Genomic DNA, 16373 nt, shown 5'->3' with positions numbered 1-16373 from the left:
AAAATGTGATGCTAGAAAAACGATCATTTCAAGAAAGATCGGAAAAAAAGAATAAAAAAAGCCAGTTACTATGTAACTGGCTAAAAAATTAATAGATAGATACCACTATATAAATCTATTAATTATAAAACCCTTCAAGGCAGGAGCAATAGAATAAAATAGTTTTCTCATTACCATTGACTCTTGACCGATTGGTAGATGCGACAATGGATCACCTCCTAAAGATAAACATATTAAGACAATAGCTAAAAAATGAACCAAATCAGTAAATTAGGTAACATTTTCCGAATAAAAAAAGATTTCACTATATGTAAAGAATACGAGAATCTTTTTGAATCAATGGAATATAGAGAAAAATATGTTAGAACTTTATAAAATTACAACTTTAATGTTTAACATAAAATTCGGCAACTTTCGAAGATATAAAAATTAAATACTTCAAATCATTTTATAAAGATACTGGATAAGCTTTACTGTAAAACATGAAAAATAATTATAATATTAAAACTTCAATCAACAAGATGAAATATAAAATCAAAATAATAGACGGGAGTATGATGAGATGAGCGCACAATTATTCGAAAAACATGATGAAGCCTATGTTTTATGAGCCAATATTTATGAAGATCTCTGATGCAGAAAATGATGATAGACCATATTATGAAGTTATAGAAATTAGAAACGTCGCTGATGACTAAAATGAATATTTCAAAGGAAAAATTTTTCAATATTTAAGCGAGATTTAATCGCAAATTCCTTGCTTATTATCATTAGGAAAGCCATAGTTTAATAACTAACCTTATTCACCAAAGGATGTTGATTTAATTTGTAAAATAATCTATTTTATATTTAATAATTAGAATCATACAATTAATTCATACTGCAACTAAAAAAAGTCATGTCTGAAAAAAATGTTTTAGGAACTGAACTACAACCTTGTAGTTGCAAGCCCATGACAGGGTGGTATAGAGATGGATCATGTAAAACAGACCTTTCCGATCAAGGCATGCATACGGTCTGTGCTGTTATGACCGAACAGTTTCTCTCTTACAGTAAAGCTCAAGGAAATGATCTCTCAACGCCACAAATAGGATTTCCTGGATTAAAAAAAGGTGATCATTGGTGCCTTTGTGCTCCTAGATGGAAAGAAGCATTTTATGACGGAATGGCACCTTTAATTGACCTTGAGGCTACAGAGGTGAGTACATTAAAAATTATTGAAATAGAGATATTAAAGAAATTCTCTCATAACAACTAACGCATAAAGTAAATTTTTTTATTATTCATATATCAAGGGAAAAGATTAAAATGAAAAATTAATTATTCCAAATAATGAAGTTAAATAGAGTTTCACATAAAAATCAGGGCCTGTGGTCTGAAAATAATATTTAAAGTCAAGTAGCATTAATTTTCAACATTCATTATTCTAAAGCCATAAATTCTGTCTTAAAAAATCCTCTATTAAAGTCATACAACAATAAATTTATAATAGTTTTGTTTCTATAAAGTATAAAAGTAAAAAAGTGAAAGCATCTACAAAGTCCTTTAAAATAAAAGAGTTAAAAAAAGGAAGAGACTAAGAGAAATCAAGAAAAAAAGATTTAGAAAGATATCTTGAAATCATCACATTTTGAAAAAATTTTGACAGGTGTTTTTTTAATAAATTCTAAATTTTTAGCTACTTAACTTGCACTTTATCAATTTGAAGCTAAAACTAAAAAAATATATATAAACTGAATGTTAACAACTTCTACTCGCGTTCGAATACAAGAAATATTAAATAGAATAAGTAATGGAAATGAAGTAACTCTTGAAGAAAGAATTTATATCAACAAATATGCATCACGTAATCAAAACGTATCTTCTTGGTTACGAAAAGCATCACATATCCAAAGAAACAAACTTAGCACTAATCCAATAGACGAATTATTAAATGGACTTGATTTATGCTCAACTGACCCACATTCAACATACAATCCAGAAGAAGATGATCTTGGAGAATGGTTCTCAGGATCACCTTCATGGATTCGAAGAAGTTAGAATTTAACTGAACAAATTATTTAGTATACGAATAAAATTTAAAGTAAAATAATCAAGCCGCTTCTTCTTTGTCTTTCTTTTCAAGCTTGAGTAAATCAATAACATTAGACTTCATAGGTCCGAAGTCATCATCTTTAGCAGAGGCTATAGAATCTTTCATCAAGAGCTTTACAAGTGCCATAATGGAAGCAGATAAATACTTAAAGCTTTCAAGTATATTTCCTAACTCATTTTGAATTTCCTCTTGATGCTTCCCTTTACTCATTAATGTTGAGACAGTCCACCCAGCCAAGCCAAGAACAAGGAAAAAAACGATCGTAATCATAGTAAAGAAGAATACAAATTATGTATATCTATTTCTCACAAAGAAAGCAAGCTTTAATGCATGTCTTTTTCGGAATTTTAATAAACTTAAAATATTTTTATATTCCAAGATGAATTTTGAAAAAGAATATTATTTATTTTTTTAGAAATTAAAATAAAGCCCAATCAATTTCTTTTGGGTATGAAATAAAAAATTCAAGTTAAAATGGTATAAATAATAAAAAATTTAAGTTGATGAATGAAAGTCTTGATAAGAAAATTTCTTTTTTACTATAATATATATAAGTTGAAAGATTTTTCTTATAAAATCAAGATAAGAAATTTGTATAAAGACTAAATAAGTATAATAATATTATTTTATAAGTTAGATAAATCTATCATTTTATATGATTTTTAAGGAGAATCATTTCCAGCCAATCGATTGGGCCAAGCTGATTGAACTATTCATAGCGACCTCTACGCATGAACAACCGTCAAAATCCAGCCAATCTCCACAGAAACCAATATTGCTAATTGAAGACCAATTTAATTCCTTAGGCACGAAATTATTAATAGGTTGAGATGCTCTCCAATCCATTGTATCGAAAAAGTTTGCTTGCAAAAATAAATCTAAGAAATTTTTATGCTTATCAAAAATCATAATTAAAGATTCAATAATTTCATCGAAATCACGATCAAATAAACTATTAATAGAACAACAGTGTAGGACTATAATCATAGATCCATCTGATTGAACTTGAAAAATTATTCTTTCAAAATTAAAATCATCCCTAATAGATCTTGAAAAGTGTATTTGTAAATACTTGTAATTAAATTTACTAATGATTTGGGACTTTAATACATGCAGAATATAATTTTTTCTCTTTATATATTCTTGCTTGCTTGTTATTCTAAGTAAAGAATCTAAAGTTTTATCATTACCTTTTATAACAGCATCCCGAAGTGGCAAGGAATCAATATTCAAAATCCTTAAACATCGCGGATGTGCTATTAAAGAACTGGACAAAATTAGATTTTTAGAGCTAAGGAACTTTTGATTATTAATTTCCACCTCCCATAAATCATTCTTACGTCTTATCGATTTAGTAATTGTTTGAAATAAAAAATTTATATTTTGTGGATTAATAGATTGACTAATTATTTCCTCACAAAAATTTATCATAAAAGGTAAACTCCTATAAACTTTCTTATTTCTATATGCATGATATAATTCGCCAAATTGATCAATCACTAAAATATCTTGAGTTATATCAATCAACTTTTTTGACTTTATTAATGGAGAAATTATTGAAAGTAAATCTTGTGAAATGTTTTCACCAAAGCTAATTGATGGCAATCCATGATCAAATTCAAGAATTTTATTTTTTCTTGATTTTCTCGTTGTTGACCTACCTCCAATTCTCCTTCCATATTCAACCAATAATATAGAAGCGTCAGAAAATCTTTTATTCAAAGATGATGCAAAAGTACATCCAGAGATACCAGATCCTACAACGATAAAGTCATAAAAACTATTCATTCATATGGCAAATATAAATCACGATTACTTGCAATCTCACCCTCTTCTTGAAAGAAATCTTTTAAATCGATCTCTTCATTTTTAGTCATAAAGTCACCACAATTTTTTCTAATTCGTCCAATAGTAAATCCCCAAAGATCTTCTATAAAATCTTCATCATTAGGAAAAACTACAAATTTTAGATAAGTATTATTTAAGGCAAACTCACTTGAAGATTCTAAAGAAAATCCTTCTTCTTTAGCTTCACAAAATTTACTTGCAAATCTATTTCCGACTGAATTTTTAGCTGAAGTTAAATCTAACTCTATTGCTTGTAAAATTGGTGTATTTAAGAAAAAGATTAAAAATAAACTAATAATTCTAACTAAAGAAAATAGTTTATTAACTTTAAAATTAAAAGGAGGTTGAAAATTCACTGTAATAAAATTCAAAAAATATTTTAGAAGATGAAATTATCTACTAATGGCTACTTAAAAAGGTTTTATACGAATATTATATAAAAAAATCAAAAAAGTTACGAGATATGGAAGATAAGTAAACTATTAATTCTAATAATGGCTCATAAAGCTTATAAATCACTACCTTTTAAAAGTATTAATAGTTTCAATCTATACTTTCTTTATTTCAAAATTTAGTAGCTATACTTCATCTACATAACTACTGATTTAAATTTCTATCTGATCAAGATAGTCTACTTTTTGTTGGAAAACTTGAGCTAAAGATCATTTACAAGTTCTTTTCTCTTCTTACAATATACCCAATTCCTACAACGTTATGGAACAACACTGCTAGCAACCTTGACCATACGCATACTGAATATATCAGAGGCCAGGATAAGGATACTAGCGATGTAAACTACTGATTAAGTCAACTCAATAGTCAAATAGATACTAGATATATAAATCTTTAGGTTTTGTAGAATCAGTTGTAAATCTAAAAGCACTTCAGTTATATAAAAAGTTTAGATTAAAGACTTAATAATCACTTTTCTGACTAAAGGAAGTTATTATGACTTATTAGCTTCTATACTTCTTGCATCAATTAGATTATTATTTATACAAATAATTAAAAAGCTAAAGAAAAATGAGCATCAATACTGTTTTACTCTTTCTTTTAGTAATCGCTGCTTATTTAAATTTATATTTAACCTTTAAGAAAATAAAAATGCAAAAGAATAAAACAAAACTGCCTATTTCATCAAAGGAGTGGAGAGAAAAAGTAGAAGATGAAAACTTTAAATCATGGCTATCAAATAGAGAGAAGTTAAAAGATAAAAGAAAAGATAAGTAAAATTTATCTTTTCAAAAGTCACTTTATATTGTCAATTACAGCTAAATAATTCTTAGTTTAACTATATGTACCAGTATAACAAAAACCATTCTTTATACAAAAATCATATGCAAAAAGTTTTAATGATTCAGGCATATCCTGCCATTGCATTTCTTCAAGTTGATTTAATTGGTCTGAACTTAAACTCTCTTTAGCTTCATACGCTTCCATCATTTGAGCCCAAGTGGAGGAAAAGTTATCAAGATAAAAGGCTTTTTGGTTCTGATTAAAAAAATTAATTATATCTTCATTGGTAACTACTTCTCTAGATAATTGCTTATAGTGTTCAAATTCTGAAGACCAATCTGGAGTTAAATTTGAAGGCATCAAGAGAAATATTTAATTTTTTATTATAATTTATATGATCATTAATAATACGTGTAATGACCAAATGCACATAATGATTTAATTAAAAATCAAAATGTACCCACATAGAATAAAACTAAAGATAACTATGCTAAAAAAACTGCTGAATTTCTAAGATCTCAGTAATATTATAGAAAAAATTATGAACTACTTTGATCGTCTTCATGCGATCAATTTAAGTAAGTTCAAAAATAGCGGACTAATCTCTACATGATTAGCTATTGTTTACTTAGTTGAGATAATTGATATCTATGTATGAGGGTATCATCAATGAGTTATTGATTAGCACATGCAACTTAAAAGTTTAGATGGATGTAGATTAAAAATTGGTTCATATCCAAGTTTTACCTACAATGCTTATGGAGGGGGAGGTAAAGCAACATTACTTCCAAGTCCAAGCAACAGTATCCTTTCCTTAAGATTTTCGTCAAAAACATTTTCAATTCCTGCTCTTACATCACGAACAACAAAATTTCTATCTCTTCCATTACCTCCAGGTTTAAAAATCGATATGTCTTTGGATAAGCTAGAGGGAACGGTTGATATTAATTCTGGAGAAGTGTTATTGAAATTTGAATCCAAATTTATTTTTAGTATTGGAGCTATAATTAAATTTCCTGCTTTATTAGTTCAAACCACACTTACGACAGAAAAAGTAAAAGGTAAATTACATGAAGGAAAAGGTCTTGCTCTTCAAAAAAATGGCAAAGGAAAGCTAGTAGGTATATCCACAATTCCTATTACTGGAAATAAAGTTTTGGATACTTTCCTTGGCCTTCCCAATGAAGCTTTGGCAGAACTCCAATGCGAAATTAAATAAGAAAATCACAAACCACCCATAAATACATTGTAAATAGCTATAAATTCAAATCAAGAAATTATATTGAAAATTACTAAAAACAAAATAAAATATTTTATACTGAATCGACTAGTTATTAATAGTTATCTATATTCATGATCTAGTAAACAATTAATCTATAGTCAGTATTATCTACCTTTTGGTGAAAAAGTAACTTAGCTCTGGTTAGAGACTTAGGCAATTAAAGCAACAGTATCTGCAAATCCATTACTCGTTAGATAATTAGTCATCTGATCTAAATTCTGATAATTAGCGTATTGGATATTGCCATCAGCATGCATAACGGCTCTTAAGTAGGCAGTATTGTCTACCTTGCTCCAATACAATTCTTGAAATCCATCCCCATCAAAATCTCCAACAGTTTTAAGTATTAGATTATCAAGTTTTAGATCATTGAAAAAAGTTTTAGAGCTATCAAAATCACTATCTTTTTGCACAGTACCATTAGCAACTAAAGGATCTTCGTAGATGCCAACAATTCTTGTAGAACCACCTTCACCATACTCTGTAGAATCAATAAATCCAGTAATTGGATCTATTGATGAAGTAGCCCAACGCCCACTTCCTTGATTAGTAAAAATGAATTCATAAACACCATCATTATTAACATCTAAGGTGCCTTGATATTTATAGAGAGGTTTAATATCTTCAGGTGCTTCATTTAAATACCCATGCACATTCCCATCGTAATCTTTGAAAGGTGGATTGATAGCATAAGTACTATTCTTTTTTAGATCATATGATGTACTTAATAATTGAACTTCAAAATTTAAAGTTGAATTAGCAGGTATTAATCCGTTTATTTTGTCTCCATAAGCAAGTTCAGGTGGAATAACTAGCTTACGCTTACCACCAACTTTCATACCAATAACACCTTGCTCAAATCCTGGAATAACGATACCTGCTCCTGATTGGAAGCTGAAAGGTGATTTAAGAGTATAAGTACTATCAAAAACAGTTCCATCATCAAGTGTTCCAAGATAATTAACTATCAAAGGATTTCCGGACGAAGCTTCTGGGCCTTGACCTACAACTAACTCTTGTATTGTTAATCCATTAGAAGAAACATATGTTGTCATTTAATAGCCTCGTTAAGATAATTATGCAATTATTTTAATTGTATCAATGAAATCATTACTAGTTAAGTAATCAGTCATTTGCTGCAGATTTTGATAGTTAGCGTATTGAATATTGCCATCTGCATGCATTACGGCTCTTAAGTAGGCAGAATTATCCACTTTGCTCCAATAAAGTTCTTGAAAACCATCAGAATCAAAGTCTCCGACGGTTTTAAGAATGAGATTATCAAGTTTTAAATCATTAATAAACGTTCTCGAACCATCAAAAACGCTGTCTTTTTCAACCGTTCCATTCGCCACTAACGGATCCTGATAAATCCCTACGATTCTTGTTGTTCCCCCTACTCCATGCTTAGTGTAATCAAAGGCTCCTGTAATTGGATCAATCGATGCTGTTACCCATCTTCCACTAACTGAATTGGTAAAAATCGCTTCAATTATTCCATCGTTGTTTACATCTAATTTACCTTGATACTTATATCCAGAAATGACCTCAATAGAAGCACTGTCCCCCAAATATCCATGAAAATTACCATCATAGTCCTTGATATTGTCCAAAGTATAAAGTGAGTCTAATTGGTAATCTTCACTATCAGGGATATAATTAGAAATTCCTAAATTATCCGCTCTAAACATTTCTTCAAGTTGATACTCAGAAGGTTTTACTATTACTTTTGAAATATACTCGTCAAATAGTTTATGTCCCAAAGGATTATGATTTTTTATAGCATCAACAGTTAGAAAAGAATCAGACCATTCAGGATCTAGACTTCCACCTTGGACATATTTTTTAATATAATTCCACTCAGCGAAAGTGAGAGCATATTGATACTCAACCATTACAGTTTTCCAATAATCATAACTGTCTTGACCTAGATGATAATAACTAGAAGGATCAAATACCTTATTCTTTATTGCTTCTTTAGCGGCCTCGTAAAGCAACCCAGATAAAATTGGTTGTTGATAACTTTTATAGTTTTCACTTCTTTCATCAATTAATAAGAATACATCAGGGTAAGCACCTGGAAGTGCAAATCTAACCAAAGTATGCAGTAAATGTTCTAAGACTTCTGTGATTTGATCATTACTTGTTTTCATGGGTTCGCCTGGAAGATTATATTGCCAAATAAAATCAGTAACAGAATGGCTATCATTAGTTATATCCCAACCTGAATAATTGCCATCATCTAATCTTGGGTTATACGACGTATATTCTCCAGCACCTACTCTCTGTAAAGTATCAATCTCTTTAAGTTTTTTTATAGCATTTAATTGTGCATTTTTATCTATATCTTTACCATTAGGATCAAGTAATATTTTTATTGTTTGCGCTACTTTTCGAATGAACTCATCATCAACAGCTGAATTACCTCCAATTCCCCTTAGCCCTGCGACTTCAAGTCCATATACTGCTATCGTACGATTAAAAGGACCGTGATCACTTACATTAGTAAGCTTTCCGCTGTTATAGAAACTTAAATTCAAAATGATAGTTACTCCTATAAATTATACCCAGACTAATAAAAAATTGTGTAATATAAAACAAAAGGTCAATGATTTACTTTTTCTCAACTTACAATTCAAAACAACCACTACACTTGCTTAAATTAGCATGGAACCAACAATTTACTCTGTTACGCATATGCAATAGTAGAGCTTCAGAGTAGTTTTTATAAGAACAGCTTTATGTTTATCAAAATTAAAAACCATTCTTTATGTAATTTGTTCTATTAATGTCGTATTCAAGAGTATCGGGAAAATATTTTTATGGAAATGGAGATTTCTATTATATTGATGGATTTATAACAAACTTATGGGGAGGGGGTAACTATTATGCAGGGCAAAAAATACTTTGGAATTATTCACCTATTGATGGATTTGAATATTTGGATTCATTCAATAATACAGATAATCTAGGCTATTATATCCTTGATGAAGTCATTAATTACCCAGGTACAATTGACAGTAGTTCACATAGAAACTTAAACGGGCTAAAAGTATTAAGTTATTATGATTCAAATGCACAGATAGTATTAATTCCTAATCCAAAAATAACTTATGGATTAGGAAACGAAAGTGGATATATTGAAGGGTATTCTCAAAAAGCAATACATTTTAGTAATTATACTTCTTTTGATCTTGATAAAAATTATTTCCAAGGAGATTCCTGGGGAAATGAATTAGGAGCTATAGATAAAAATCAAATAATCTCAATTGATGATTCTGTAAACTCTCAAGGTTACAAATATCACAAATTTGATTGTTATAAAAGAAGCTATATAAATTTTAAATTAAAAGATTTTATACAAGATTTAGATTTAGTACTCTTAAGATATAACAATGAAATTGAGGAATGGGAAAATATTTTTAATTCTCAAAGTAATAGTGATATTTTAGAAAGTTTCTTCAAAATATTAGATCCAGGCAGTTATATAATTGCTATAACTAACTATGAGAATAAAAATAACCAATCCTATAAATTAGAAGTTGATACGAAAACATTCCATGAAAATACAGTCATTCCTAATGACTCTCTATTTGAGGAACAATGGAGCTTACTAAACCATGGCCAAGGTGATGGATTTGATAATGCTGATGTATATGCACCAGGAGCTTGGAAGTTAAGAAATCAATCACCAAATGTTGTTGTTGCAGTTATAGATAGTGGCATAGATTATAATCATGAAGACTTAAAAAAAAATATATGGAAAAATAAACTAGAGATCGCTAATAATGGAATTGACGATGATTCGAATGGATATATAGATGATAATCAAGGTTGGGATTTTTATAACAATGATAAAAATCCTCATCCACATAGTTCCTCAAATATTCATGGTACACATGTAGCAGGAATTATTGGAGCTGAGGGAAATAATGGCAAAGGAGTAGCAGGAGTAACTTGGGATGTTCAACTCATGAACTTAAAAGTTTTTTCTGATTATAAAGAAATTAAAACGGCTTATGTTTCAGATATTTGGGATGCAATCATATATGCAGCAGATAACGGGGCTGATATTATAAATCTTTCACTTGGAATTGATATTGGAAGACAAATTGTTGAAGGTGGATATTATTATAAAGGTTCTTTTAATGACTTTAAAAAAATTGCACCAGCCTTTTATAATGGATGGTACTCAGTTTTAAAATATGCATCAGATAAAGGTTGTTCAATAATTGCCGCGGCAGGAAATGAATTTAGTAGTAATGATGATTTCACGTGTATTCCTGCTGATTTTGCTTCTGAAATTCCAGGGATGATTTCAGTTGCTGCTGCATCAAATAAAGGAAGAATTGCATCTTATTCAAACTATGGAAATATCATCTCGATAGCTGCCCCAGGTGGGGATTTCAACTCTGGAAAAGAGTCTCAAATTCTAAGTACTATTCCAAATAATCGTTATGAAGCAGTAAGTGGTAGTTCAAGCGCAGCTCCTCTAGTCTCGGGTGGAATAGCATTAATTCTGGCTGAGAACCCTTCTTTATCTCCAGAAGAAATAAAACAAATACTAATGAATAGTGGAGATAAATATAAATGGCTAGAGGGTAGAGTTAATTCAAATAATTTCCTAAATCTGCAGAAGGCAATTTCTTTTTCTCCAGGGTTTGATACAAATAAAGCTCCAACAAGTTGGTACATTTCAACAACTAACTTCGATGAAAATATTAGTCCAGGTTCAACAGTAGCAATATTATATGCAGTCGATGAAAATCAATCTGATACTCATACATACTCATTAGTAGATGGATATGAGGAGAAATACGATAATAAATTTTTTACTATTAAGGGTGATAAATTAAAAATTAATAGTTCGCCAAATTACGAAGCTAAAAACTCATATAAAATTGTTATTAAAGCAACCGATCAATTCGGATTGAGTACAAATGATTTATATGTAGTATTAACTGTAAATGACGTTCTTGAATATAATGAAGCACCAACTGATATTAGTTTATCTTCATCATATTTTGATGAAAATATTCCATCTAATACTACAATTGCTAAATTAAATACTGTTGATCAAGATATTAATGATGATTTTGTATATTCGTTAATTAGTGGTGAAGGTGATAAAGATAATAATTATTTTAAAATTATTGATGACTCACTCAAAATTAAAAATTCGCCTAATTATGAAATTAAGTCCTCCTACACAATTAGAATAAAAACAGAAGATATTGGTGGCAATACTTATACAAAGAGAGTATCACTTTCAGTGAATGATCTTAATGAAGAACCAACTGATTTTTATCTATCCAGCTATACATTAGAGGAAAATATTCCTCCAGGTACGACTATCGCAACAATACATGGAGTAGATGAAGATATTGGAGACACTCATACTTTCTCATTTCTCTCTGGCTTCTTACAAAGTAGTGGTAATAGTTCATTTATAATAGATGGAAATAAATTAATTATCAAAGACCAACCAGATTATGAAAAACAGAGTTCATACACAGTAGTTATACAGGCAATAGATCAAAATGGTAAAAGTTCTAAAGGGACATACTATAAAACAATCAATGTTATTGATATTAAAGAAAATAAAGAAACAAAGATAGCAAACCAAACAAATAGATTAGTAATAAATAATAAATATAAGCTTGATAAAGTAAAAGATTATGATGGAAATCCTCATGGATTTATTGGCAGTGTCCCATTAAAAGTCAATAATAGTTATAAATATCAAGGCACCTTAGATGTTAATAATGATGGGAATAAAGAAGCCATCTATACAAACCACGAAAGTGGCCGCTGGGTCACTGCATCTATTGATCCTGTGACAGGAGATTTCGATTTTTCGAACTACGGCGAAGGTGGTTCTACAAGAATTGTTGGCATCTACGAAGATCCTTTAGTTGCTAATGGTACTGTGCAAAAAGATAGTGATTTTGATAGCTCTAAAACTTTTTTCAATGATCTAAAACTTGATAATCTAATACTTAAAACTGTTGGAGATTTTGATGGGGATGGATTTCAAGAATTGTATTGGAGCAAGGTAGACAATACTGCCTACTTAAGAGCCGTTATGCATGCTGATGGCAATATCCAATACGCTAATTATCAGAATTTAGATCAGATGACTAATTATCTAACGAGTAATGGATTTGCAGATACTGTTGCTTTAATTATCTAGAATACTTAGATATTGGAAAAATAAATATTTAGAAATATCAATATTTCATAAAAAAGAAAGTTTAATATTAAGCTAAATAGAATATATAATTTATCTATTTAATAAATAAGATATATAAAAATGAATCATGAAATCAAATTTATAAAATATTCGATTATTTCAGGTTTTGGATTATTGTCTTCTGTTATCATTTTCTATATTTGTCAAAGTATATTAGAACTTAAAGCTTACAGCAGCAATATTATAGGTGATATTTCAGCTCTAATTTTTGTATATATTATCTCTTGGTATTATATATTTGATCATGAAAAATTACATTTCAAAAGGAAATTGCTTATTCAGACTTTAGCGAAAATAATAGTAATTAATATAATCTCATTTATTTTATTAATACTGGAAGCTAATTTACTTCCAAGTTTGACACTCATATTAAATCAATTAATAACAAAAGATTTAATTCTCTCAATAATTAAATTAATTATATCTCCATTTAGTTTATTAGCAAACTATATAATAACTTATGGTATAATTGAAAAATATTTCACAGGCAGGAAGTAAAATTGAGAATATTAGTCTTAATTCCAGCATATAATTGCGAGCATCAAATTGGTAGAGTTATAAATCAATTCAATCCAACTATTAGTCCTCTCTTCGAGGAAATAATGATAATTGAGAATAAAAGTAAAGATAAAACAATTAATTCAGCTATCAATGCTTTCAAACAAAATCAACACCTAAATGGTTTTGTATGCACCAATGCAAATAATGTAGGTTATGGAGGAACGTTAAAAATAGGGTTTAATTATGCAATTGAAAAGAATTATGACTTCATTATGATATTGCACGGTGATGATCAAGGGGATGTAATGGATATGATCCCATACATTAATGACCAATCAATTAAAGAATATGATTGTACTTTAGGAGCTAGATTTCACCCTAAATCTAAACTTAAAAACTACTCTTGGTTTAGAACGTTTGGGAATAAAGTATATAATCTTATTTTTAGTGTGATATTAGGCAAAAAAATATTAGACTTAGGTGCTGGAATAAATATTTATAAATTAGATGCATTTCATGATAGGGATTATCAAAAGTTTCCAAATGATCTCACCTTTGATTATTGTGGGATAATTTCTCATTCATATAGAAAAAGATCGATAAGATTTATTCCTATTACATGGAGAGAAGATGATCAAATTTCAAATGTAAAAATAATTTCGCAATCAATAATTACATTAAAACTTTTACTCAGTTACTGTCTAAATAAAAAATATTTCATCAATAAAGATAAATCTTTAAATAAAATCTCTAACAATATATTAAATATTATCTATAAACAGTATGAATAAAATTAATTAGTAATGAATACAATACAAATAATTAGCCATAGAGGCTACTGGCAAAAAGATAATGAAAAAAATACTATGGTAGCATTTAGTAGATCACTAATAAATAACTATGGTATAGAAACTGACTTGAGAGATAAAAATGGAGAAATTATAATATCTCATGATATTCAAATTGATACGGATGTTTTATATCTAAAAGAATTTCTTAAATTATATAGAAATTCAAAGAAAAACTTACCATTATTTCTCAATATAAAAAGCGATGGAATCATAAAAATTATAAAAAATAATTTAAATTCATATGGTATTTCTAATTATTATTTATTTGACATGTCTATACCTGAAACAAAGAAATATGCAGAAGATTCTTGTATTAATTTTATTACAAGAATAAGTGATATAGAAAAATATCCATTATTTATAAATGAATCTAAAGGTTTCTGGATAGATTCCTTTTATGGAAATTATCCTGAATTTAATTACTTAGACACTTTTCTAAATTCTAAATATATTTTTTGTTTTGTATCACCCGAACTACATAGTCGGTCTGAAATAGAATTCTGGGTAATGCTTAAAAAATGGATTCAGAGCAGAAAAGTAAGTTCGGATAAGGTACTATTATGTACAGACAAGCCAAAAGAAGCTTTTTTATTCTTTAATCATGAGTAAAAATATAAAAGCAATTATATTTGATATGGATGGTGTTCTAATTGATGCTAAAGAATGGCATTACGATGCTCTTAATCAAGCTCTAGAAATATTTGGTGAAAAAATTGAAAGATCGGAGCATCTTTCATCTTTTGATGGGTTACCAACTAGAAGTAAATTAGATTTGTTATCTAAAAGTGGAAGAATTCCAATTCATTTACATGAATTCATTAATGAACTAAAGCAAGCATTTACCATGGAGATAACAGCTGTAAGATGTAAGCCAAGATTCATTCATCAATATGCCCTTTCTATGTTGAAATTAGATGGTTACAAATTAGCTTTAGCCTCAAATAGTGTAATCAAAACAATTAATACTATGATGGAATTAGCTTCATTATCTGAATACTTAGAATTTAGCTTATCGAATGAAGATGTAAATGACCCTAAGCCTAGTCCTGAGATTTACATAAAAGCCCTTGGAAAACTTAATTTAAATGCAAAAGAAGTTGTTGTTGTTGAAGATAATAAAAATGGCATTGAAGCAGCAAAGGCAGCAGGGACTAATGTACTAGAAGTAGAGTCAACAAATGAAGTTACATATAATAATATTAAAAAATTTATTATGAACTTAGAAAAAAAATAATGTTAAATATAATCATTCCAATATATGGACTAAAAAAAGAAAATAAAAATTTAAACTCGAATAATAGAGTTGATATTTTAGATCATATACAAGATAGATCGATATTATCCTGGTCTCTAACACATATAGAACAATATAATGAGCCAAAAAGATATTTTATAATTTCAACGGATACATATATACAAGAGAATTACATTGATAAAGTTATATCATTACATACAAACTCAGAGATTAACATTATCAATTTAAATGGAAACACGATGGGAATGCCCTGTGCAGTTTTGATGGGAATTGACAAATACAATCTTGATGAACCATTTCTAGTGACATCAGCAGATCAATATATTGAAACTGATCTCAATTATCATATCGATTTGTTCAAAGACATGAAAGCAGCTGGTGGAACTATTGGATTCAAATCGGTTCATCCAAAATGGTCATATGCTGAAGTTAATGAAAAAAACTATATAACAAGAGTCATAGAAAAAGTTCCTATTAGCCAAAATGCACTTACTAGTACTTACTATTTCTCTACAGGACACCTAATGACAGATAGTATCAAAAGAAATATTATTAGGAGAGATTTAGTTAATAATAGATATTATTTAGCACCTTGTATGAATGAATTAATTATAAATAATTATACGGTAGCTTTTTCAGCTATTCCAACAAAAAACTATTTTAATTTTTATGCACACAGTGTTAAAGATGAATTTAAGAAATACTTAGATGATAAAAAAAATGTAAATTGCGAAATTATAAAAGATTATTATAATTATATTAATTTAAGAGATAAATGCAATTTATCAAAATTAATAGCTGAGAATATATCGCTTAATTGGGCACATAATGAGAGAATAGATGGGCATGCAAATGCAATGTTATATTATGAAAAATTATTTAATTCTAAATCAAACATTAGAATGGAAATAATTAGCTCATCCTTCATAGATAATAAAACGATTATTTGTCAAGTCAATACCAATTTAAATAATAGAGTTATAGAATCAATAAATATAATTCAATTTATAAATACTAAAATTATTTCTATAAAAGAATTTATTAATTAGCTA

General features: G+C 28.6%; 16 protein-coding genes. 10 read left to right on the top strand and 6 right to left on the bottom strand.

What is annotated here, in order from left to right:
• The first annotated feature begins 898 nt into the window (after positions 1-898).
• Together O5633_RS08870 and O5633_RS08865 are read left to right on the top strand one after the other, a co-directional pair.
• On the top strand, positions 899-1258 hold the full coding sequence (locus tag O5633_RS08870) for a DUF2237 family protein (protein WP_269609310.1): 360 nt from the start codon (positions 899-901) through the stop codon (positions 1256-1258).
• A gap of 479 nt (positions 1259-1737) precedes the next feature.
• The gene (locus O5633_RS08865) at positions 1738-2040 is read left to right on the top strand and encodes a hypothetical protein (RefSeq protein ID WP_269609308.1); all 303 of its coding nucleotides are present in this window, start codon (positions 1738-1740) and stop codon (positions 2038-2040) included.
• A gap of 52 nt (positions 2041-2092) precedes the next feature.
• Here the strand turns inward: O5633_RS08865 and O5633_RS08860 are convergent, their stop codons facing one another.
• From O5633_RS08860 to O5633_RS08850, 3 genes are all read right to left on the bottom strand, one after another.
• On the bottom strand, positions 2093-2365 hold the full coding sequence (locus O5633_RS08860; protein ID WP_269609307.1) for a hypothetical protein: 273 nt from the start codon (positions 2363-2365) through the stop codon (positions 2093-2095).
• Between the two features lie 402 nt (positions 2366-2767).
• Positions 2768-3883, bottom strand: coding sequence for an NAD(P)-binding protein (locus O5633_RS08855; protein WP_269609306.1), 1116 nt, complete (start codon positions 3881-3883; stop codon positions 2768-2770).
• Positions 3880-4299, bottom strand: a complete 420-nt coding sequence (locus O5633_RS08850) for a hypothetical protein (RefSeq protein WP_269609305.1) — start codon at positions 4297-4299, stop codon at positions 3880-3882. The genes O5633_RS08855 and O5633_RS08850 overlap by 4 nt, the downstream gene beginning before the upstream one ends.
• Before the next feature lie 748 nt (positions 4300-5047).
• Between O5633_RS08850 and O5633_RS08845 the strand changes: the two genes are divergently transcribed.
• Positions 5048-5173: a hypothetical protein gene (locus O5633_RS08845; RefSeq protein ID WP_269609303.1), complete on the top strand. Its 126-nt coding sequence runs from the start codon at positions 5048-5050 to the stop codon at positions 5171-5173.
• 57 nt (positions 5174-5230) lie between these two features.
• On the opposite strand, the gene O5633_RS08840 is transcribed toward O5633_RS08845, so the two are convergent.
• Complete coding sequence (locus O5633_RS08840; RefSeq protein WP_269609301.1) at positions 5231-5539, bottom strand: hypothetical protein; 309 nt, start codon at positions 5537-5539, stop codon at positions 5231-5233.
• Between the two features lie 328 nt (positions 5540-5867).
• Here O5633_RS08840 and O5633_RS08835 point away from each other — a divergent pair, with 328 nt between their 5' ends.
• A complete protein-coding gene (locus tag O5633_RS08835; protein WP_269609299.1) occupies positions 5868-6398 on the top strand; it encodes a hypothetical protein in 531 nt (176 codons plus the stop codon).
• Positions 6399-6610: 212 nt separating this feature from the next.
• On the opposite strand, the gene O5633_RS08830 is transcribed toward O5633_RS08835, so the two are convergent.
• A complete protein-coding gene (locus O5633_RS08830; RefSeq protein WP_269609298.1) occupies positions 6611-7516 on the bottom strand; it encodes an FKBP-type peptidyl-prolyl cis-trans isomerase in 906 nt (301 codons plus the stop codon).
• Positions 7517-7537: 21 nt separating this feature from the next.
• Positions 7538-9001, bottom strand: coding sequence for a hypothetical protein (locus O5633_RS08825; protein ID WP_269609297.1), 1464 nt, complete (start codon positions 8999-9001; stop codon positions 7538-7540).
• Positions 9002-9249: 248 nt separating this feature from the next.
• Between O5633_RS08825 and O5633_RS08820 the strand changes: the two genes are divergently transcribed.
• The 6 genes from O5633_RS08820 to O5633_RS08795 all read left to right on the top strand — a co-directional run bounded on the left by O5633_RS08820 (position 9250) and on the right by O5633_RS08795 (position 16370).
• Entirely contained in the window at positions 9250-12654 is a 3405-nt protein-coding gene (locus tag O5633_RS08820) for a S8 family serine peptidase (RefSeq protein WP_269609295.1), read from the top strand.
• Positions 12655-12774: 120 nt separating this feature from the next.
• The gene (locus tag O5633_RS08815) at positions 12775-13212 is read left to right on the top strand and encodes a GtrA family protein (protein ID WP_269609293.1); all 438 of its coding nucleotides are present in this window, start codon (positions 12775-12777) and stop codon (positions 13210-13212) included.
• 2 nt (positions 13213-13214) lie between these two features.
• The gene (locus tag O5633_RS08810; protein WP_269609292.1) at positions 13215-14006 is read left to right on the top strand and encodes a glycosyltransferase family 2 protein; all 792 of its coding nucleotides are present in this window, start codon (positions 13215-13217) and stop codon (positions 14004-14006) included.
• A gap of 12 nt (positions 14007-14018) precedes the next feature.
• Complete coding sequence (locus O5633_RS08805; RefSeq protein ID WP_269609291.1) at positions 14019-14675, top strand: hypothetical protein; 657 nt, start codon at positions 14019-14021, stop codon at positions 14673-14675.
• Positions 14668-15300, top strand: coding sequence for an HAD family hydrolase (locus tag O5633_RS08800; protein ID WP_269609290.1), 633 nt, complete (start codon positions 14668-14670; stop codon positions 15298-15300). Before O5633_RS08805 ends, O5633_RS08800 begins: the two co-directional genes overlap by 8 nt.
• On the top strand, positions 15300-16370 hold the full coding sequence (locus O5633_RS08795) for a hypothetical protein (RefSeq protein ID WP_269609289.1): 1071 nt from the start codon (positions 15300-15302) through the stop codon (positions 16368-16370). The genes O5633_RS08800 and O5633_RS08795 overlap by 1 nt, the downstream gene beginning before the upstream one ends.
• Positions 16371-16373: the final 3 nt, after the last annotated feature.

Source organism: Prochlorococcus marinus str. MIT 1013, assembly GCF_027359395.1.
Classification (GTDB): domain Bacteria; phylum Cyanobacteriota; class Cyanobacteriia; order PCC-6307; family Cyanobiaceae; genus Prochlorococcus_B; species Prochlorococcus_B marinus_E.
The sequence above is the reverse complement of the archived record's forward strand: the minus strand, read 5'-3'. Positions and strand labels throughout refer to the sequence as shown.

Coding starts and splice junctions, on each gene's coding strand:
- O5633_RS08870 (WP_269609310.1), top strand. CDS start 899: ATGTCTGAAAAAAATGTTTTAGGAACTGAACTACAACCTTGTAGTTGC.
- O5633_RS08865 (WP_269609308.1), top strand. CDS start 1,738: ATGTTAACAACTTCTACTCGCGTTCGAATACAAGAAATATTAAATAGA.
- O5633_RS08860 (WP_269609307.1), bottom strand. CDS start 2,365: ATGATTACGATCGTTTTTTTCCTTGTTCTTGGCTTGGCTGGGTGGACT.
- O5633_RS08855 (WP_269609306.1), bottom strand. CDS start 3,883: ATGAATAGTTTTTATGACTTTATCGTTGTAGGATCTGGTATCTCTGGA.
- O5633_RS08845 (WP_269609303.1), top strand. CDS start 5,048: ATGCAAAAGAATAAAACAAAACTGCCTATTTCATCAAAGGAGTGGAGA.
- O5633_RS08840 (WP_269609301.1), bottom strand. CDS start 5,539: ATGCCTTCAAATTTAACTCCAGATTGGTCTTCAGAATTTGAACACTAT.
- O5633_RS08835 (WP_269609299.1), top strand. CDS start 5,868: ATGCAACTTAAAAGTTTAGATGGATGTAGATTAAAAATTGGTTCATAT.
- O5633_RS08830 (WP_269609298.1), bottom strand. CDS start 7,516: ATGACAACATATGTTTCTTCTAATGGATTAACAATACAAGAGTTAGTT.
- O5633_RS08820 (WP_269609295.1), top strand. CDS start 9,250: ATGTCGTATTCAAGAGTATCGGGAAAATATTTTTATGGAAATGGAGAT.
- O5633_RS08815 (WP_269609293.1), top strand. CDS start 12,775: ATGAATCATGAAATCAAATTTATAAAATATTCGATTATTTCAGGTTTT.
- O5633_RS08805 (WP_269609291.1), top strand. CDS start 14,019: ATGAATACAATACAAATAATTAGCCATAGAGGCTACTGGCAAAAAGAT.
- O5633_RS08800 (WP_269609290.1), top strand. CDS start 14,668: ATGAGTAAAAATATAAAAGCAATTATATTTGATATGGATGGTGTTCTA.
- O5633_RS08795 (WP_269609289.1), top strand. CDS start 15,300: ATGTTAAATATAATCATTCCAATATATGGACTAAAAAAAGAAAATAAA.